19 protein-coding genes are annotated in these 19748 nt (G+C 57.0%); 12 read left to right on the top strand and 7 right to left on the bottom strand.

Going from position 1 to position 19748, the window contains the following annotated elements; translation table 11 throughout:
• The first annotated feature begins 15 nt into the window (after positions 1 to 15).
• The 9 genes from AC58X1_RS13060 to AC58X1_RS13020 all read left to right on the top strand — a co-directional run bounded on the left by AC58X1_RS13060 (position 16) and on the right by AC58X1_RS13020 (position 11692).
• Positions 16 to 435, top strand: coding sequence for a F0F1 ATP synthase subunit epsilon (locus AC58X1_RS13060; protein ID WP_101322799.1), 420 nt, complete (start codon positions 16 to 18; stop codon positions 433 to 435).
• A gap of 120 nt (positions 436 to 555) precedes the next feature.
• Entirely contained in the window at positions 556 to 1923 is a 1368-nt protein-coding gene (gene glmU / locus AC58X1_RS13055) for a bifunctional UDP-N-acetylglucosamine diphosphorylase/glucosamine-1-phosphate N-acetyltransferase GlmU (protein ID WP_150572357.1), read from the top strand.
• A gap of 172 nt (positions 1924 to 2095) precedes the next feature.
• Positions 2096 to 2872 carry a DeoR/GlpR family DNA-binding transcription regulator gene (locus tag AC58X1_RS13050; RefSeq protein ID WP_497428949.1) on the top strand — a complete coding sequence of 259 codons (777 nt, stop codon included), beginning with the start codon at positions 2096 to 2098 and terminating at the stop codon, positions 2870 to 2872.
• Between the two features lies 1 nt (position 2873).
• The gene (gene glmS / locus AC58X1_RS13045; RefSeq protein ID WP_150570288.1) at positions 2874 to 4709 is read left to right on the top strand and encodes a glutamine--fructose-6-phosphate transaminase (isomerizing); all 1836 of its coding nucleotides are present in this window, start codon (positions 2874 to 2876) and stop codon (positions 4707 to 4709) included.
• Positions 4710 to 4990: 281 nt separating this feature from the next.
• On the top strand, positions 4991 to 5842 hold the full coding sequence (locus AC58X1_RS13040; protein WP_150570289.1) for a TnsA endonuclease N-terminal domain-containing protein: 852 nt from the start codon (positions 4991 to 4993) through the stop codon (positions 5840 to 5842).
• On the top strand, positions 5839 to 8007 hold the full coding sequence (locus AC58X1_RS13035; RefSeq protein ID WP_150570290.1) for a TnsB C-terminal domain-containing protein: 2169 nt from the start codon (positions 5839 to 5841) through the stop codon (positions 8005 to 8007). Before AC58X1_RS13040 ends, AC58X1_RS13035 begins: the two co-directional genes overlap by 4 nt.
• Positions 8004 to 9464, top strand: a complete 1461-nt coding sequence (locus tag AC58X1_RS13030) for an ATP-binding protein (RefSeq protein ID WP_150570291.1) — start codon at positions 8004 to 8006, stop codon at positions 9462 to 9464. The genes AC58X1_RS13035 and AC58X1_RS13030 overlap by 4 nt, the downstream gene beginning before the upstream one ends.
• A gap of 15 nt (positions 9465 to 9479) precedes the next feature.
• Positions 9480 to 11156 carry a TnsD family Tn7-like transposition protein gene (locus tag AC58X1_RS13025; RefSeq protein ID WP_150570292.1) on the top strand — a complete coding sequence of 559 codons (1677 nt, stop codon included), beginning with the start codon at positions 9480 to 9482 and terminating at the stop codon, positions 11154 to 11156.
• A 203-nt stretch (positions 11157 to 11359) separates the two neighbouring features.
• The gene (locus tag AC58X1_RS13020; RefSeq protein WP_150570293.1) at positions 11360 to 11692 is read left to right on the top strand and encodes a DUF2790 domain-containing protein; all 333 of its coding nucleotides are present in this window, start codon (positions 11360 to 11362) and stop codon (positions 11690 to 11692) included.
• Between the two features lie 79 nt (positions 11693 to 11771).
• Here the strand turns inward: AC58X1_RS13020 and AC58X1_RS13015 are convergent, their stop codons facing one another.
• From AC58X1_RS13015 to AC58X1_RS12990, 6 genes are all read right to left on the bottom strand, one after another.
• A complete protein-coding gene (locus AC58X1_RS13015; RefSeq protein WP_150570294.1) occupies positions 11772 to 12227 on the bottom strand; it encodes a DUF411 domain-containing protein in 456 nt (151 codons plus the stop codon).
• The gene (locus AC58X1_RS13010; protein ID WP_497428948.1) at positions 12217 to 12996 is read right to left on the bottom strand and encodes a c-type cytochrome; all 780 of its coding nucleotides are present in this window, start codon (positions 12994 to 12996) and stop codon (positions 12217 to 12219) included. The genes AC58X1_RS13015 and AC58X1_RS13010 overlap by 11 nt, the downstream gene beginning before the upstream one ends.
• A gap of 9 nt (positions 12997 to 13005) precedes the next feature.
• Complete coding sequence (locus AC58X1_RS13005) at positions 13006 to 14088, bottom strand: copper resistance protein B (protein ID WP_150570296.1); 1083 nt, start codon at positions 14086 to 14088, stop codon at positions 13006 to 13008.
• Positions 14078 to 14401, bottom strand: a complete 324-nt coding sequence (locus AC58X1_RS13000) for a hypothetical protein (RefSeq protein WP_191622760.1) — start codon at positions 14399 to 14401, stop codon at positions 14078 to 14080. Before AC58X1_RS13000 ends, AC58X1_RS13005 begins: the two co-directional genes overlap by 11 nt.
• 14 nt (positions 14402 to 14415) lie before the next feature.
• Positions 14416 to 16278 (bottom strand): copper resistance system multicopper oxidase, encoded by a 1863-nt coding sequence (locus tag AC58X1_RS12995; protein ID WP_497428947.1) that lies wholly within the window; start codon positions 16276 to 16278, stop codon positions 14416 to 14418.
• A gap of 182 nt (positions 16279 to 16460) precedes the next feature.
• On the bottom strand, positions 16461 to 16667 hold the full coding sequence (locus tag AC58X1_RS12990) for a co-regulatory protein PtrA N-terminal domain-containing protein (RefSeq protein ID WP_150570299.1): 207 nt from the start codon (positions 16665 to 16667) through the stop codon (positions 16461 to 16463).
• 165 nt (positions 16668 to 16832) lie between these two features.
• Between AC58X1_RS12990 and AC58X1_RS12985 the strand changes: the two genes are divergently transcribed.
• The 3 genes from AC58X1_RS12985 (at position 16833) to AC58X1_RS12975 (ending at position 19165) form a co-directional block, all read left to right on the top strand.
• Positions 16833 to 17510, top strand: coding sequence for a heavy metal response regulator transcription factor (locus tag AC58X1_RS12985; protein WP_150570300.1), 678 nt, complete (start codon positions 16833 to 16835; stop codon positions 17508 to 17510).
• A complete protein-coding gene (locus tag AC58X1_RS12980) occupies positions 17510 to 18889 on the top strand; it encodes a heavy metal sensor histidine kinase (protein WP_150570301.1) in 1380 nt (459 codons plus the stop codon). The genes AC58X1_RS12985 and AC58X1_RS12980 overlap by 1 nt, the downstream gene beginning before the upstream one ends.
• A gap of 144 nt (positions 18890 to 19033) precedes the next feature.
• Entirely contained in the window at positions 19034 to 19165 is a 132-nt protein-coding gene (locus tag AC58X1_RS12975) for a YHYH domain-containing protein (protein WP_150570302.1), read from the top strand.
• A 67-nt stretch (positions 19166 to 19232) separates the two neighbouring features.
• On the opposite strand, the gene AC58X1_RS12970 is transcribed toward AC58X1_RS12975, so the two are convergent.
• Positions 19233 to 19658: a TraX family protein gene (locus AC58X1_RS12970; RefSeq protein WP_497428973.1), complete on the bottom strand. Its 426-nt coding sequence runs from the start codon at positions 19656 to 19658 to the stop codon at positions 19233 to 19235.
• Between the last annotated feature and the right edge of the window lie 90 nt (positions 19659 to 19748).

Below are 19748 nucleotides of genomic sequence, written 5' to 3'. Positions count from 1 at the left end.
GGTTGAGGCAAGCAGATGGCTATGACAGTCCATTGCGATATCGTCAGCGCAGAAGGAGAGATTTTCTCCGGTCTGGTCGAGATGGTAGTTGCGCACGGTAACCTGGGTGATCTTGGTATCGCTCCGGGCCACGCGCCGCTGATCACCAATCTCAAGCCAGGCCCGATCACGCTGACCAAGCAGGGTGGCACCCAAGAGGTGTTCTACATCTCTGGTGGTTTCCTCGAGGTCCAGCCGAACATGGTCAAGGTGCTTGCCGATACCGTGCAACGTGCTGGCGACCTGGACGAAGCTCAGGCCCAAGCAGCCCTCAAGGCTGCCGAGAACGCCCTGAACAGCAAAAGCGCTGATTTCGACTACGGCGCTGCTGCCGCGCGTCTGGCCGAGGCCGCAGCTCAGCTGCGTACCGTCCAGCAGATGCGCAAAGGGAAGTAATCGGCCCTGGCCGACGCTTCCGTTGCGATTGAGTAAAAGGGTAGCCTCGGCTACCCTTTTTCTTTTTCCGAAATTTCTCTTCGGTCACAGCGCTGACCGCCCCGGATTGGTAGCCAGTCAATGTCACTCGATATCGTTATTCTCGCCGCAGGCCAAGGCACCCGCATGCGTTCGGCACTGCCTAAAGTGCTGCACCCGGTTGCTGGCAATTCCATGCTCGGCCATGTTATCCACAGCGCGCGCCAGCTCAAGCCGCAAGGCATTCATGTGGTGATCGGCCACGGTGCCGAGCTGGTCCGTGAACGCCTGGCAGCAGACGACCTCAACTTCGTCCTGCAGGACAAGCAACTGGGCACCGGCCATGCCGTCGCTCAAGCCATCCCGGCGCTGACCGCTGACACCGTGCTGGTGCTGTACGGCGATGTGCCGCTGATTGAAGTGGAAACCCTGCAGCGCCTGCTGGCCCAGGTCAGCCCACAGCAATTGGGCCTGCTCACCGTCAACCTGGAAGACCCGACCGGCTATGGCCGCATCGTCCGCGATGCTCAGGGCCAGGTTGCCGCGATCGTCGAACACAAGGATGCCAGCGAGGCACAGAAGGCGATCACCGAGGGCAACACCGGAATCCTGGCGATGCCGGCTGCGCGCCTGAGCGACTGGATGAGTCGTTTGTCCAACAACAATGCCCAGGGCGAGTACTACCTCACCGACGTCATTGCCATGGCTGTGGCAGACGGCCTGGTGGTCGCTACCGAGCAGCCGCACGATGCCATGGAAGTGCAGGGCGCCAACGACCGCCGCCAGCTGTCCGAGCTCGAGCGTCATTACCAACTGCGCGAAGGTCGCCGCCTGATGGCGCTGGGCGTGACCCTGCGTGATCCGGCCCGTTTCGATGTGCGCGGCGAGGTGACGGTCGGCCGTGATGTACTGATCGACGTCAACGTGATTCTCGAAGGCAAGGTGGTGATCGAGGATGACGTGCAGATCGGCCCCAACTGTGTGATCAAGAACAGCACCTTGCGCAAGGGTGCTGTGGTCAAGGCCAACAGCCATATCGAAGGTGCGGTGCTGGGCGAGGGCAGCGATGCTGGCCCGTTTGCGCGCCTGCGCCCGGGCAGCGTGCTGGATGCCAAAGCGCATGTGGGTAACTTTGTTGAGCTGAAGAACGCTCATCTGGGCGAGGGTGCCAAAGTCGGTCACCTGACCTACCTGGGCGATGCTGAGGTCGGTGCACGCACCAATATTGGCGCCGGCACCATCACCTGCAACTACGATGGCGCCAACAAATTCAAGACAGTGCTGGGCGCGGACGTCTTTATCGGTTCGAACAACTCGCTGGTCGCGCCTGTGGATATCCTGGACGGCGCCACTACCGCGGCCGGTTCGACCATCAATCAAAACGTCGAGGCCGGTCAGCTGGCAGTCGCGCGTAGCCGTCAGCGCAATATCGACGGCTGGAAGCGCCCTGTGAAAATCACCAAGAACTGATTTATCCACAGCCGTTAATCAGAAAGCCGACTTATGTGAGTAAGTCGGCTTTCTTATTTCAGCAGGTGACATCCGTTTCAAAAGTTACCCACAGGCGCATGAGCGCTTGACGAAGACGCCGAGTTAGGTTTTGATTGGGCTACTTATCTTTCGGATCGAAACTTAATCTGTCATGTCGAAACGAAACACCCCCCAGCGCCGTCATAACATCCTTGCCCTGCTCAACGAGCAAGGCGAGGTGAGTGTGGATAACCTGGCCAAGCGTTTCGAAACCTCCGAGGTGACCATTCGCAAGGATCTGGCTGCGCTCGAGAGCAATGGCCTGCTGCTGCGTCGCTACGGCGGCGCGGTACCGGTACCGCAGGAGCTGCTGGCCGAAACTGTGCAACCCGTATCCCTGTACAAGCAGGCCATCGCTCGCGCCGCCGTGGAGCGGATCCGCGAGCACGCCCGGATCATCATCGACAGCGGCAGTACCACCGCCGCCATGATCCCCGAGCTGGGCCGCCAGCCCGGCCTGGTGGTGATGACCAACTCGCTCAACGTAGCCCGCGCCATCAGTGACCTTGAACACGAGCCGGTGCTGTTGATGACCGGAGGCACCTGGGACCCGCATTCGGAGTCGTTCCAGGGCCAGGTCGCCGAGCAGGTACTGCGCTCGTACGATTTCGACCAGTTGTTCATCGGCGCCGATGGCATCGACCTGCAGCGTGGCACCACCACCTTCAACGAGCTGCTCGGTTTGAGCCGCGTGATGGCCGAAGTTGCCCGCGAAGTGATCGTGATGGTCGAGTCGGACAAGGTCGGACGCAAGATCCCTAACCTGGAGCTGCCGTGGAGCAGCATCAGTACCCTTATTACAGACGAGCGCCTGCCCATGGCGGCGCGCGAAGCATTCAAAGCCCGCGGCATTAACCTGATCTGCGCCGCGATCAGCCAGGAGCAATAATATGTGTGGAATCGTTGGTGCCGTTGCTGAACGTAATATCACGACCATCCTGATCGAAGGCCTCAAGCGCCTCGAGTACCGTGGCTACGACAGCGCTGGCCTGGCTGTGCTGACCGAGAACGGCGCGCTGCAACGCCGCCGCCGCATCGGCAAGGTCAGCGAGCTGGATGCCGCCGTCGCCGCCGAGCCCCTTGCCGGCAAGCTGGGCATTGCCCACACCCGCTGGGCCACCCACGGCGCGCCGACCGAGCAGAATGCCCACCCGCATTTCTCCAGCGATGAACTGGCGGTGGTGCACAACGGCATCATCGAAAACCACGAAGAGCTGCGCGAAGAGCTCAAAGGCCTGGGTTACGTGTTTGCCTCGCAGACCGACACCGAAGTCATCGTCCACCTGATTCATCACAACCTGAAAAGCACACCAGACCTGGCCGATGCCCTCAAGGCTGCGGTCAAGCGCCTGCATGGTGCCTACGGCTTGGCGCTGATCAGCATCAAGCAGCCGGACCGCCTGGTCGCCGCACGCAGCGGCAGCCCGCTGGTGATCGGCCTCGGCCACGGCGAAAACTTCCTCGCCTCCGACCAGTTGGCCCTGCGCCAGGTCACTGACCGCTTCATGTACCTGGAGGAGGGCGACATCGCCGAAATCCGCCGCGACCAGATCACCATCTGGGATCAGGCCGGCGCACAGGTGCAACGCGAAACCGTGCAGTACCACGAAGGCGCTGAAGCAGCCGACAAAGGCACTTATCGCCACTTCATGCTCAAGGAAATCCACGAGCAGCCAGCGGTGGTGCAGCGCACTCTCGAAGGCCGCCTGGGCGGTGACCATGTGCTGGTGCAAGCCTTCGGCCCACAAGCCGCCGAGCTGTTCGCCAAAGTACGCAATGTGCAGATCGTTGCCTGCGGCACCAGCTACCACGCCGGTATGGTCGCCCGTTACTGGCTGGAAAGCCTGGCCGGCATCCCTTGCCAGGTCGAAGTCGCCAGCGAGTTCCGCTACCGCAAGGTCGTGGTGCAGCCAGACACCCTGTTCGTGTCGATTTCCCAGTCGGGCGAAACTGCCGACACCTTGGCCGCCCTGCGCAACGCCAAGGAGCTCGGCTTCCTTGGCAGCCTGGCCATCTGCAACGTCGGCATCAGCTCGCTGGTGCGCGAGTCCGACCTGACCTTGCTGACCCTGGCTGGCCCGGAAATCGGGGTTGCCTCGACCAAGGCCTTCACCACCCAGCTGGTCTCGCTGATGCTGCTCACCCTGGCCCTCGGCCGCGTACGTGGCACCCTCGAAGCCGGTGTAGAAGCAGAGCTGGTCGAAGAGCTGCGCCGCCTGCCGACTCGCCTGGGCGAAGCGCTGGCGATGGACGGTGTGGTCGAGAAGATCGCCGAGCTGTTCGCCGACAAGCACCACACCCTGTTCCTCGGCCGCGGCGCGCAGTACCCGGTAGCCATGGAAGGTGCGCTCAAGCTCAAGGAAATCTCCTACATCCACGCTGAAGCCTACCCAGCTGGCGAGCTCAAGCACGGCCCGCTGGCGCTGGTAGACGCCGACATGCCGGTAGTCACCGTCGCGCCGAACAACGAACTGCTGGAGAAGCTCAAGTCCAACCTGCAGGAAGTCCGCGCCCGCGGCGGTGAGCTGGTGGTGTTTGCCGATGAGCACGCCGGCATGAGCAACGCCGAAGGCATCCACGTGATCAACGTGCCGCACATCGCCGACGCACTGGCGCCGATCCTCTACACCATCCCACTGCAGTTACTGTCGTACTACGTGGCGGTGTTGAAGGGGACTGATGTCGACCAGCCGCGGAACCTGGCTAAGTCGGTTACGGTGGAGTGATGTGAAGCTGGGAGGGCGGTTGGTGGCTGCGCGGATTAAAGATTGACACAAAAGGTTAAAGTTTGACACACGCTATTAAAGTTTGACACAACGCGAAAACCCCCGTATTTACGGGGGTTTTCCGTTTCTGGGCCAAGCCGTTGGTCCGGATTAACCGCTTCGCTTGGCAGCGAGAGTAGTCTGGAATTCCCTTCGACGATGCCGCCGAAAGGTCCATATTTTCCTATGACTATTTTTTGAGGAGCAGGTGAAGCACTCCGGCTGGACTGAGGAGGTAGGGGTTGCGCGGTCGTAGGTTTACTTCAAAGCAGGATATTGAACGGCACATCGCCAACGGATTTGGATCCGGCGCCGGAGTCGGTTACGTGCCTTGGTTGCGTGTGCAGGATGTCCCTTCGATGGGGCGCTCCCACAAAATTCCAGGCGTTAAAGTCGAGCGCATACATCATCTCTTGTCCGATCTCGAACGTGCCTACCTCCTGGTCTGCGAGTTCTCTGAAGAGGTAGTGGACATCCGCGAGCAATACCCGTTGCTACCTGTGGAAAGCACTCAAGCCATCGCAAAGGCGATTGGCGTCCGTTACCCCAGATACAAATCTACTGCCCTGCCGCTCGTAATGACGACAGACTTCCTCCTGACCGTTAGGCAGCCAAACGGAGACTTCAAGTCCGTAGCTAGGACAATTAAGTATCAGCAAGACCTCAGAGAGGATTCTCTTCGGACTCTGGAAAAGTTAGAAGTCGAGAGACGGTTCTGGATGAGCCAGGGAGTAGATTGGGCCATTGTTACTGAGGAAATGTTTACGCCCGACCTGATTAAAAACCTCGGACTCCTTAGACGATACGCGCAACTGCCCCGTGCGCTGATGAGTTCGTCACTTCACTCTGAATTCCTTGAGCTCCTAGAGTCTAGCAAAGCTTACCCTTGGGCCACGTCTGAATGTCTAAGAAGAATTGCTACACGTTTAGGAATAGCGTACAGCGATGCTAGGGATATTTTCTTCAATCTAATCTGGCGAAAAGTTATTCTCACTGATTTGAGTAACGCTCCGTTGCACCTCAAGTCGCCGCTGCCTGATCTCAAGGTTATTTACTCTTCTGACCTAAACGCATTGAGTGAGAGATCGTTATGACTATTTCAATCAATGGCATATTCGAACCCGTCACAGAACTCTCGACTCTCACTACCTTAGCCAGAGTCCTTCATTTGGATGAGAAGAACGATGCAGTGATCGTGATAGACCTCGTCGAGCCGCCGAGAAAGCCCTACCCTTTGGGGCTTGAAGAACTCAGGCTTTCGCTGGAGGCTGGCGACACCAAATCCGTCGTCACGGGAGTACCCGAGTTCCTGCTGGTCTTGGAAGGTGATCTCGATGAAAGCACTAAGCGCGATAGGGATGAAAAATGGGCGGTGATTGCGCCGCTTCTGGATCCGGCCTACCCCGGACAGATCTTCGTTGGTGGCGAGATGGGGCGCCTTGTGGGAAACCGCGCCGCTGAACTGGGTATGCATCGAAAGACTATTTATCGTCTTTTGTATAGATATTGGTTCTATGGTCAGGTAAGAAATGCGCTTCTCAAAGATTATTCAGCGGTGGGTGTTGCCAGCAGGAACTACACCCAAGATAAACGGCCCGGTCCTAAGCCTAAGTTTCAGGGAGTTCTGACTACGCCTTCCAAGCTGCTCAGTGTTGTTGATAAGCGGTGTATTCGGGTAGGTTACTCACTTTATGTCAACGATAAAGCGCCCTCAATCCGCATTGCTTATGACAAGATGCTTAAGAAATTCTATTCTGTAAAAGATTATTCGAAGAACGCAGAAAATCGAATTCGCTTACTTCCAGATGCCGACATACCTAATTACAATCAGTTCGATTATTGGGGCAAAATATTTTTTGACGAGATAGCAACTGATCGTGGGCGTAAGGGATTGACGAAGTGGCTCAAAGACTGCCGTCCGCTGTCCGGTACCGTCCGCGATTGGCTTCGGGGGCCTTGTCACCAATTCGAGATTGACGCGACGATTGCAGATATCTATTTGGTCAACAGTTATTCCCGGCGGATGGTGATTGGAAGGCCTGTGGTCTACATCGTGGTGGACAGCTTCTCGGGGATGATTGTTGGCCTGTATGTTGGTCTGGAGGGGCCCAGCTGGAATGGTGCGCGGCAGGCATTGTTCAATGCATTCACCTCCAAGGTGGATTTCTGCGCGCAGAACGGCGTCGTTATCAATTCCGAGGACTGGGACTGCCACCACCTACCTCAGCAAATCTACGCCGACCGAGGCGAGATGTTGTCTTTGGCTGCGGAAGGATTGGCAACTGGCTTGGGCATCGAGATGGGCACGGCACCTCCGTACCGTCCAGATTGGAAGCCCATGGTCGAAAGCAGGTTCGGGATCCTCAATGATTTAACCGGTATCAGGTGGCTTCCGGGCGGTGTGGCCGCGCGGGAGAAAGAGCGAGGCGAGCGCGATTATCGGCTCGACGCCACTCTCAACCTGAAGGAGTTCACGCAGATCGTCATTGAGTGCGTCTTGCACTACAACCGTTATCATCGACAGCCAGAACGCCTCACTCAATCGATGATGCTCGATGGCGTTGAGCCTACTCCCATGGGCATATGGTCCTGGGCTTCGGAGAATGATCTGATCCAGGCCAACAACCGGCCTGACGATTTAATCTATCTCCACCTGTTGCCTCGTGAGCGAGCCACGGTGCAGAAGGGCGGCGTGATTTTCCGCGGCATGCACTATGTGTGTGAGTTTGCGATCCAAGAAAACTGGTTTGCCAAAGCTCGCCGCAATGGAGTGTGGTCGATCGATTGCCGGTTCGATCCGAACTCTGCCGCTCATATCTGGATCCAGGGTGAGAACAAGCAGTTTCTGCGCTGCGACCTTCGACGCTCGGATGCAAAGTACGCCGGTTATCGCTCGGACGAGATCTACGATCTGCTGGCAGCGTATCGGCAAACACCACCCGCTCACAAACGGGCAGAGTTGGAGAGCCGCGTGAGCTTGGTCGACACCGTGGAGCAAATCATCAGCGTCGCTACGGCCGAGCAGAAGCTTGAGCCTCCTGCGAGTACTAAATCTGAAGCGGTGGCCAACATCCGCGCAAATCGTTCTGAAGAGCGCAAGCGGGAGCGTGAAAACGCCACAGTCCCAGAGGGTGTGCGAGCAGAGCCCGAACAACCCGTAGCGGAAGCGACCTCCATTGCACGTGACTCGTATGCGGGCCCTCGCAGCGCGCAGGTCATCGATCTGCTCAGAAGACTTCGTCCAGGACAGAGTAAATGAAAGGCGCACGAATTTTCGCGAGTTACACCAAGCAGGCCATCTCTGAATATGCAGGAAACCCGTTGATTGAGGCTTTGCCGCCGATCCTTCCGGAAGCAGCGGCCATCGAGTTGATATCGAACTTCCCCCAGCCAGTAACACCTGAAGAGCTTGAACTCGACGGAGCGACACGGATTCACTGTATTGAGCGACTGAAGACAGTCGTGCAGCCGTTCCTGCTGCATTTGGAACTGGAGTCTATGTTTTCCCTGTTGGTCCGCCGCGGTTACGTTGGACGCAATCCAACCTCACCTGACACGGTCAGGCACCTGCATTCCTTATCGGGGGCCCAGCGCTATCATGAGTCTTTCAAATCGACGGCTGACTCCTTCACCGTTGTAGGCCTGAGTGGTATTGGGAAGTCGACTGCGCTCCACGCCATTCTGAGCCTCTACCCCCAAACGATTCGGCATGAGCGCTATGATGGGAACCAATTTGTCCACACCCAGATCACCTGGCTCAAATTAGACTGCCCGCGCGATGGGTCGCTGGCTGGATTCTGCCAGCAGTTTTTCCACGCCGTCGGTCAAGCACTCGGCGACCAGGATTATCACAAGCGTCATCGGCACCGGAACATCAACGATGCGCTGCAGCAGATGTACCAGGTAGCCAGTACGTTCTTCATTGGCGCCTTGCTGATTGATGAGCTGCAAAACCTCCACTTGGCGAAAACGGGTGGCAAGGAAAGCATGCTGAACTTCTTCTTACACTTGGTGAACAACATTGGCATCCCTGTCGTGTTCATAGGCACGAATTCAATGATCAGCTTGTTCTCGGATGTCATGCGTGTTGCCCGTCGCAGCGGCAGTACTATCGAGTTCAAGCGGTTCGAGAAGGATGATGAGGAGTGGCAGTTCCTGGTTGAGAACCTCTGGAGTTATCAGTGGTGCAAGCAGACTGCTGAACTGACCCCCGAGATCTTCGATGCGTTGTACGAGTACACCCAAGGCGTAACAGACTTCCTGGTGAAGCTACTCGTTCTGTGCCAGCGCTATGCCATTCAAAGCGGCTCCGAATGCCTGACTGCCGAGGCGATCGCCAAGGTGAGCAATGCCAAGATGCAAATCCTCAAACCAGCTCTTTCAGCTCTGCGCAGTCGAGACCCTGCTCGTATGCGACAGTTCGATGACCTTCTTCCCATCGAGGAGCAGTTGATCGACATGATGTCGTTTGATGGGCTTCCACGAGCAGACCGGCTTGCATTGCTCCGTGGTGTGAGGACGCATACGAAGCCAGTGGACTCACCTTCATCAGTTCCAAGTAAACCTGCATCTCCCGCTGCACCTGCAGCTGTCGGAGTAGAGGCATCGCAAGCAAAGGCACTGAGTGAGCAGCCTGACACCATAGCAGCGCTAAAGTCAGAGGGTTGGATAACCACTGATCTCTTTGAGTTTTCGCCGGCTTACCTCAAATCATGATTCGAAGGTGGCGAAATGGATCTGAAATTCCATTTCTTCCCAGCGGCTTTTCCCGACGAGACACTTCACAGTGTCCTCTCACGCTATGCCCGGCTATGCGGCGGTAGCAGCCGAAAAGCAGCGTTCGCTGGCGAGAGAGCTGCAGCCTCGTTCACTCAGAACGTAGCGTTTCCAAGCCGCCTGGGTGATTTAGTCGATGCTCTTCCTCGCGGCGCTTGCTGTTCGTTGTCTCAAATCATCGCACGTCATACTCTGCTGCCTTATTACGCGCCCTTTCTCACCCGCTATCAGCTGCAGAATGCCCAGGTCTCAATGGCTGGGGAGAGCAGAGGGCTGATGTTGAAGTTGGGCATCAATGCCAGTCGGATCGAGTGGGCTTCGAGAACCCGGTTCTGTCCTGAGTGCCTTGAAGAAAATATCCGTCGAGTTGGTGCCGCCTACTGGCACCGAGCTCACCAGCTTCCTGGTGTGTTGGTATGTCCAGATCATGGCACCCTACTCAACGTGGTGGAACCTGGTTGGAGCAGCCGCAATTCTCGACAGCTCAATCTCCCTGACGATGATTGCGTGCAAGCCCACTCAATTCAGCTCGATGCTCCCGATGAGACGCTCCCAGGGCTACGACAGATAGCATTGAGTTCACTGCGGCTGCTGGACCTGCAGCCTTGTTCTCTTCAAGCCGATGTACTGCGCGCTTGCTTTCTGCAGAGCGCTGCAGACTTGGATCTCACCTCTGGTGCAGCACATCGGTTGGACTTGCGTCGTTTGGGCGCGTATATGGTCAGCTTTTTCAAAGCGCTTCCGGACGCCTGGGAGTACTCGATTCTTAGCGAGTGCCCAGCAGCATCCCCTGCGACCTGGGTCACCAAACTGCTTCGTCGACCAAGAGGCACCCACCATCCACTCAAGTACATCGTGTTGGCCAACGCTTTGAGGATAGAGCTGGCTCGCATTTCCAGCATCGACAGGCCATCAGTCCATACTCATGAGCGACCATCGCCGTTTGTGGCCTGTTCTTCACAAACGATGCGAACTCCGCCCGTAGTCGAGGGATTGGAGGGCTTACCGGCTGCTATCTGGAAGCTTGCTCTTGCGGGGAGCGAAGCACGGCAGATCGCCGATGCAGTGGGCGTATCTCTGGTTTATGTGTACCGGACCATCCGCGCCGTAGACAGTGGCCCATCCGCTTGGAGAGAAGCGAGGTTGCTGAGGCAGAGCCGGCAGCATCGAGCATCCTTCGAGGGGGAGTATCGGCGTCTGCCTGCTCACCAATGCCGGGACTATGCGTGGCTGTATCGATGTGACCGGGCCTGGCTTGTGGGCTGCATAGAGAAAAACGGAAGTCTCCATGCAGCACGATCGGACAGCACCGGCAGACTCACCGCAATTGACGCGGAGCTTGCTATACAGGTCGGCTGCTGTGCACAGCGGCTTCTGGCCTTACCCGGAAGGCCTGTTTGGATCTCGCGTGCGAAAATTGGGCGAGAGCTGCATGTCCTGGCTCGCTTCGAGAAACAGCTCTCAAAGCTGCCCCTTTGCCGGAAAGCGTTGGACCAAGTTTGTGAGTCCGCCGAGCAATTTCGCGCTCGGCGCCTGTTATGGGCCGAAGCGAAGCTGTTGGATGAGCAGAGAAGCGTTACCCGATCGGCGTTGTACCGCACTGCTTGCATCAGGCCAGAGATGGGATCCTGATGAACAATTGATCTGTTTGCTGGAGGCACCCTAATTGGCAGGGTCGAAGGTGACAGCGTCCTGACGCCTACCGCAAATCGTCTCCTTGGGGGCAGTAAAGCGCTGTCACCCCAGCACAGCCTTACAAAGATGTAATGCCTAGATCACATGGATGACAGCTACCAAGCCTTAGGCTTCAGACATGTCTTCATGGAGTGACTGAAATGATCAATGCCAAAAGCATCGCCGCCCTATTGCTCGTAATCGCATCCTCATCCGCTTTCGCCGAAGGGGGATCCGATCGCTTGCACGGAAAAATGATTCAGGCGAATGAGAAGGCAATGCGTGCATACGCAGCTGCCAATGGAAAAACCCCACCTGAAGTGATTCATTATCGCTATGGAATGAAGCTGGACGTGGCGAGAGTGATCAGCAGGACTTCGACTACTGGTACCTGCGACGTGATGCCGGCACAGATGAATTACGAGGACTCAACAGGAGAGCTGAAAATCCTCGAATATCGCACTGCCGGAATTAACTGCAGGGGTCAAAACTAACCGAAAGAACAGGTTGACGCTGGCCGCCAGCACTACAGCTGGTCGGCCGGCAGAGGCCTTTGCTTTGGGGCCCCTTACATTACATGCCAGGATAACTGGCAACCACTTGATCGTCCCCGCTCTTGGTGAGGCCGATGACTTGATAGGCGTGTTTCACACCATCAACCTCCATACCTGGTGAGCCAGCGGGCATGCCGGGTACCGCGACGCCTGCCAGGTCGTTTCGCTTTATGAGCTCTCGCACCTGGTCTGCTGGAACGTGGCCTTCCACAAACTTCCCGTCGATGACGGCGGTGTGACACGACGCAAGCCTCGGAGCCACTCCTAACCCCTGCTTCACCGAGCTCATGTCCGCTTCAACGTGGTCGACGACCTTGAATCCGTTTGCCTCCAGGTGCGCTATCCATTTCTTGCAGCAACCGCAATTAGCGTCCCGGTGCACATCGATAGTCAGGGGCTCCGCTGCATAGCCGGCGGAGACGATTAGCAGCGACGCAATGGCAGTTAAACCACGGAAGCGGCGTTTAATTGTCATGTGTGTGCTCCTTTCCGTCTTTGTGCACATGAGTATTGGGAGCAGAGCCTGTGTGGTGGTCCGAGTGCGCCTCAGCGGATTTATGATCACCGTGATGCTCCGCTACAGATGCAGGCTCCGATTGCGAGCTTCCATGCTCATACCTTTCCTCAACCGCGCCATGCCCTGCGGAATCATCATGATTACCATGACCTGATTTCGCGCCACCGTGTTGGCCTTCATGGTTATGCATATCGCTTTCGCCACCGCCATGTTGGTGGCCACCACTGGAGGCGACCATCATCTGGTACTGCTCAGCATTGAGCTGCGGCAGCTGCTCCAGGAACCCGACGATGCCCCAGATGTACTGGTCGTCCATGCTCTTGCCCCAAGCAGGCATGCCTGTGGCTTTGATGCCGTGCTTGATGGTCCAGAATGCAGCTGCAGGATCGCCACTTACGCCGATCTCGGTGAGGTTTGGTGGAGATGGGTAGAGGGCTTGGCTGAGTTCTGTTTTCTGCACCCCAGGAGCGAGGTGGCATCCGATACACATGGCGTTGTAATTGCCTGCCCCTGCTTGGATAAGAGCAGGATCTTTAAGGTCTGGGACCTCAATGTCGCGGGCACGGACTTCAATTGAGCGATCACGCGCCATAGCCAAAAACGCATGCACAGCGGGGAAGTGCGGGTCATCCGCACCAACGTTCACGAGACCGAAGTAAGCGGCGCCAAGCACTGCCGCGCCGCCAACAGCACCCGCCGTCACCAGAGTTGTAATTGTTCTTTTCATATTGAGTTCTCAAAACCACATACGAATACCGGCGACAAAGCGAGCTTCGTCCACATCCCCGCCTTCATCCCGAATGAAATCGGCGGTTTTGCCGTAGGAACGGCTCCAAGTAACACCTATATAGGGTGCGAACTGGCGAACAATCTCGTACCGTAACCGCAGCCCGACTTCGGTGTTTGCTAGGCCGGAGCCCACTCCGCGTTCCGGGTCGTTCTTGCCATAAAAATTGGCCTCAGCGGTTGGCTGAAGGATCAAACGATTAGTCAGCAGGATGTCGTACTCACCCTCCAGGCGGGCAGCGGTCTGACCGTTCTCACCGATAAACGCCGTGGCTTCCGCTTCGAAGTCATACAGAGCCATGCCCTGAATACCGAACGCGGCCCAGGTCTGGGGATCTTCCGGTTTGAAGTCCTGCCGGACGCCAGCGACTACATCCCACCAAGGGCTTACGGAGCGGCCATAGAGGAGCTGTAGCTCAGCATCTTCAGTAACCCCATTGGTACGCTCACCCTCCGAGCGAATCCAGAGCCTATTGATGTCACCGCCCACCCAACCGGATGCGTCCCAGGCAAGCGTGCTGCCTTCGTCGGCATCCTGGTATTCCAGCTGGTCCAGCAAGAAAAAGCTGTTGAGACCGCTATCATCCATTTTGTGCCCGTCAAGCGGGGGGAAGGCAGCCTGGCGGTCGGCGTCAGTAAGCACTGGGATTGGCGTGCGCCTGGTAGCAGTCGGCGATTCAGCTTTGCCATGTCCCATCGTGGAATGATCCATCGCACCATGATCCATGCCTTTCATACTTCCATGGTCCATCTTGCTGTGGTCCATGGAGGTGGATTTGGCTTTGGGCTGGCCGTGGCCCATTTTGCTGTGATCGGGCGTGGGTTGCTTACTCCCGCCCCCCATCTGGCTATGGTCCATGCCCGGCATCGCATCCTGTGATGAAGCGTCGTCCATCTGCATTGCACCATGGTCCATTGCCGAATGATCCATCCCGGAATGGTCCATTTCAGCGGCGAAGCTGGGTGAAACGCCCAGCACTCCTAGCGAAACAGCCAGTGCCAGCAGCGATGGTCGTGCAACGCTATTGGCCATTTTTCCCTGCCTTAGCTTTGTCGCTGCCATGCGATTCCATCATTTTGCTGTGATCCATGCCTTCCATAGAGCCATGGTCCATGCCCTTCATTGAGCCGTGATCCATGCCTTTCATGGAGCCGTGATCCATGCCCTCATGGTTCATGCCCTGGGCTTGCTTGCTCTTCGAGCCGTTCGATTGTGTTGCGTCGGACGATTTTTGAGGGTGCTGATCGTGGTTGTCACTGGACCAGGAAGACGGGGCGTACACTGCCAGCAGGCCAACCATCGCGGCAGAGAGGAAAAAGGCGCTTCGTTTCATTGTTTTGCTCATCTCGTATCTCCAGTTCATTCGTCCACGCGGACTTCTCGGAACATGCCCATCTCCATGTGGTACATGAGGTGACAGTGATAGGCCCAGCGCCCGAGCGCATCTGCGGTAACGCGATAGCTTCGTTTCGAGCCTGGCGGCATATCGATCGTGTGCTTTCGGACCATGAAGTTGCCATTCTCATCTTCCAGGTCACTCCACATGCCGTGTAGGTGGATGGGGTGAGTCATCATGGTGTCGTTGACCAAGGTAATGCGCAGACGCTCGCCGTACTTGAGCCGTAGGGGTTCTGCGTCAGAGAACTTGATGCCATCGAAGGACCAAGCGAACTTCTCCATGTGGCCGGTAAGATGCAGTTCGATGGTCCGGCCCGGTTCACGGCCGTCAGGGTCGATGAAGGTGCTACGCAAATCCGAATACGTGAGAACCCGACGCCCGTTATCGCGAAGCCCGATTCCCGGATCGTTCAGCTTCGGCGTCGGGGTCATGGTCTGCATATCGACCAGGGGGTTGTTTGTTTCGGAGGCGGGATGGCTTTGCATGGCACCGCTAGCGGCCATATTGGCGCGGTCCATGCCAGCCATTTTGCTGTGATCCATACCGGCCATACTGCCGTGGTCCATGCCAGCCATCTTGCTGTGGTCCATTCCGGCCATGCTGCCGTTGTCCATGCCAGCCATCTTGCTGTGGTCCATTCCGGCCATGCTGCCGTGGTCCATGCCAGCCATCTTGCTGTGGTCCATGCCACCCATGCTGCCATGATCCATCCCCATGTCGCCCATGGAGATCAGGGGACGTGGGTCTACCGTCGGTACCGGGGCCTGCAGGCCCTCACGGACAGCCAAAGTACCCCTTGAATAACCGGTGCGATCCATGGTCTGAGCAAAGATGGTGTAAGCCTGCTCGTTCTCAGGCTCGACAATTACATCGTAGGTTTCGGCAACGGCGATCCGGAATTCATCGATCGACACAGGCTTGACGTACTGACCATCGGCCGCAACAACCGTCATTTTCAAGCCGGGTATCCGCACGTCGAAATACGTCATGGCCGAGCCATTGATAAAGCGAAGCCGAATTTTCTCGCCTGGCTTGAAGATGCCCGTCCAGTTCCCGTTCGGCGCCTGGCCATTCATGAGATAGGTGTAGGTGTACCCGCTCACGTCGGCGAGATCGGTTGGGCTCATCTTCATCTCAGCCCACATCTTCCGATCGGCCACAGCGGCAGCCCAGCCTTTCTCGCTTACGTCGTCGACAAAGTCGCCAACGGTCCGCTTGTGGAAGTTGTAGTAATCCGACTGCTTCTTGAGCTTGGACATAACCTGCGCCGGATCTTCGTCAGTCCAGTCACTCAGCATGACGACGTAATCACGGTCGTAAGTGAAAGGCTCGGGATCCTTGGCATCGATCACCAGCGCACCGTACACACCGACCTGCTCTTGGAAGCCCGAATGGCTGTGGTACCAGTAGGTGCCGTTCTGGTCGACCTTGAACTTGTACTCGTACATGCCGTCCGGTGCGATGCCATGGAAGCTCAAGCCCGGCACGCCGTCCATGTTTGCCGGCAGAATGATGCCGTGCCAGTGGATGGACGTATCCTGCTTCAAGCGATTTCGTACCCGCAGCGTGACTGTGTCGCCTTCTCGCCAACGGAGTATCGGCCCTGGTAGCGAACCGTTGATGGCCATAGCCGTTCGAGCTGCGCCGGTAACGTTCACCGGGAGCTCCCCGATGTACAGGTCAAAATCGGTGCCGGTCAGTACGTTGGGCTGGCCAGGGCTCGTTACAGCCCAGACCGGCGCGCGCCACATGCCCAGCCCACCCAGTAGTCCGGTAGCAGCCAGGCCTTTGACGAATGAACGTCTCGTGGTTTTGCTTTGCATGCCGTTGCGTCCAGTCAGGTAGATCGCTGATATCCAGGCTGCGGAGTCCGCAACCATCTGGTTTCAATTGAGCTCCCCCAAGCCCGGTAGGCATTCGCTAAAGCACAGGATTTGGAGGAGGCCATATCCCGAAAGCTGACATAGTTCAGATTCCGGGGTGATTACATTTCTGTAAGCTCGGCTCAGCAGCTCTCGTGGCCGGCGTGCTTTTGGCCTTGGGCGGTAACAGGAGCCTCTGTTTTTTTCTCTTGGGCAAGCTGATAAGCCTGCATAGTAGATTCACGTTTAGCTTCCATTTTGGCGAAGGTGCGATCTGCGCCGCCTTCAGCCAGTGCGAGGCTCGCCATGCCGAAGGTGACTAACATCACAATCGCTTTGATCATGTTCATTTGCGTTTCCTCTAAGGGTCAGCTTCGCCTGATTGGCGTCGTTCACAGTGCTCAAGCTAGCCACCCGGCACTGTCAGCAAGCTGAGCCCGACATTACTTTTCCGTCAGCTTCTGGTTGGGTGTCTTTTTTGCTGCAAACTGAAGGTCACCCAAGGGGCGCAGCAGATGAAATTACTCGTAGCCGAAGATGAGCCAAAAACCGGGGCCTACCTGCAGCAAGGGCTGACAGAGGCTGGCTTTACAGTCGATCGTGTGGTCACAGGGACTGATGCCTTGCAGTCCGCGTTGAGCGAGGCCTATGACCTGCTGATTCTCGATGTGATGATGCCGGGGCTGGATGGCTGGGAGGTGCTGCGGATGGTGCGTGCAGCTGGAAAAGAGGTACCGGTTTTATTCTTGACGGCCCGTGATGGCGTGGACGACCGCGTGAAAGGGCTAGAGCTTGGAGCTGACGATTACCTGGTCAAACCTTTTGCATTTTCGGAGTTGCTTGCGCGGGTGCGGACTTTACTGCGAAGAGGCAGCAGTGTCTCTGCGCAAACGACAATGCAAATGGCCGACTTGGAGGTCGACCTGCTTAAGCGGCGAGCCACCCGAAATGGCAAGCGGATCGACCTAACAGCCAAGGAATTCGCCCTGCTGGAATTGCTCCTGCGTCGACGTGGCGAGGTGCTACCAAAGTCCCTTATCGCCTCGCAGGTTTGGGATATGAACTTCGACAGCGACACTAACGTGATTGAGGTCGCTATTCGCAGATTGCGGGCCAAAATTGATGATGATTTCGCTACCAAGCTGATCCACACAGTTCGTGGCATGGGTTACCTGATGGATGTTCCCGAGTGATGCGCGCCCAATCATCCCTCGTCAAACGTCTCACCTTGATGTTCATGTCAGCGGTCACCGCCGTGTTGATGGTTGCCGGCATGAGCTTTTACGTGCTCAGTCAGCACCATTTCCAGATGCTGGACGAGCAAGCCCTGGCCGAGAAACTCGAATCCACCCGGCACATTCTTTCACTCTCAGCAGCACATGAACTTGAGGATCAAGCGCCTCAGTTGCGGGCGTTGTTGGGGGCTCATCAGGACCTTTCCGCTGAGATCCTTGATGCTGACGGTACCGTCTTGTTCTCGGACTCCAAGGCATCCCGCATTCCAGAGCGCTTCAAGCACGCCACTTCAGGTGAAATCTGGGAATGGCAGACCGACTCGGGGAACTTCCGTGGGATTACCTCTCAACTAGCGATAGCGCAGTCGCCGGCTCCCGTGACAGTCATGTTGATGCTGGATGTCACCAGCCATGCTCACTTCTTCAAGACGCTGCAATGGTGGTTCAGCATTGGCTTGGTAATCAGTGCTTTGGTCAGCGCAGGATTGGGATGGGTCGTGGCCAAGAGCGGACTTCGGCCCGTTGGGCAGATCACTAGAGTGGCTACGTCCATGTCAGCCAGGTCCCTTCGCGAGCGGATTCCATTAGAACCCGTGCCGCTTGAGCTGCAGGAGCTGATCCTGTCTTTCAACGGCATGCTTGCGCGCCTGGAGGACGCGTTCGTCCGGCTATCAAACTTCTCTGCAGATATAGCACATGAGCTGCGGACCCCGGTGAGCAATCTCCTGACGCATACCGAAGTGGTCCTGACCAAAAAACGCGACCTCGATGCCTACGAAGACAACCTCTACGCCAACCTTGAAGACCTGAAGCGCATGTCACGCATGATTGATGACATGTTGTTCCTGGCCAAAGCCGACAATGGCCTGATCATTCCAGAGCAAGTGGATATTGAGCTGGCAGATCTAATGTCCAGACTGATTGAGTACTACCAGCTCGCAGCCGAAGATCGGGGCATAAAACTTACGCTGGATGGCGAAGGGTTGATTCGTGGTGACCGGCTGATGATTGACCGGGCAGTTTCGAACATCCTATCCAACGCCCTGCGCTATACACCAGAGGGTCACGATATCGCTGTCCGTATCGCCGAAGCTGCGGATCACGTCATCCTGACTATCCAAAACAGCGGGGCCATGATTGATCCTCAACACATCAATAAGATCTTTGACCGATTCTATCGAGCTGATCCCGCAAGACGCGAGGGAAGCCCAAGCAACGCCGGCCTTGGCCTGGCTATAACGCGTTCGATCATCAACGCTCATGGCGGGCGAATTTGGTGTGCCTCCGCTGATGGGATGACGAGCTTTCACATCGCTTTGCCGCTCGCCACGAGCTGATATCGGTACCTTCGGCCCATAGTGCTCAAATCAGTGTGCAATCGATCCCCGGCCAGTCCCCGGGACGGATTTGTTGGACCGAGCTTATAGACCTATGCTTGCAAGGCAATTGGCCACTACAGCAACCAAGCATGGAATAGCCTTATGAAAATCGTTTCCCTCGTGATTGCTGCAGTTCTATCGTTCTCCTCGGTGGCTGCCTTCGCGCACAGCGGCGGAACCGACTCCAAGGGTTGCCACACCAATCACAAAACGGGCGAGCGTCACTGCCATTAAGACCGCCCGAACTTGAGGGCTGGCGTTCTGGACCGTGAGGATGCCAGTGCTCAAAACCAAGCCGACCCTACATCAAGTTGCAAATGCCCAGCAGCGCCACAAGGTGGCCGGGGTAGAACCAATAGCTCCACCGAGTGACAGGCAAGACCTTAAACGGCAATGGGGCCCAGAAAAGAGTCAAACCGAGAAGAGGCGCCAAGGCGGCAGCCGACAGTGCGAGGATGGCGAACGGCTCTAGTTGGGCTGCTTGCTCGAACAGGCCACTTCGAGAGTTGCCAGCAGCACAGAGTGCAACGGGCAGTAACCCGAACAGTTCGGGGCCTTTGATCGCGAGCACCAGAGCTGCCGGCACAAACACCCAAAAAAAGCCGAACATGAGTGGCTCGCGCAGCAGATAGGCAGCCAGAACCGCCCCGTCAGCGAGTACCAGGCTTTCGAGCGTCCGGTGCTGCACTCCCCTAGCGACCAGCAGACCCGAAGCCAATGTGACCAGAACGTTGAAGAAGTGAGCCTCGACCTATGAATCCTTTGATCTCACCACTGTGTAACCTACGACGTGACCGTCAAACTGCTACGTACGATC

This window comes from Pseudomonas sp. PGPR N4 (genome assembly GCF_059693665.1).
The sequence above is the reverse complement of the archived record's forward strand: the minus strand, read 5'-3'. Positions and strand labels throughout refer to the sequence as shown.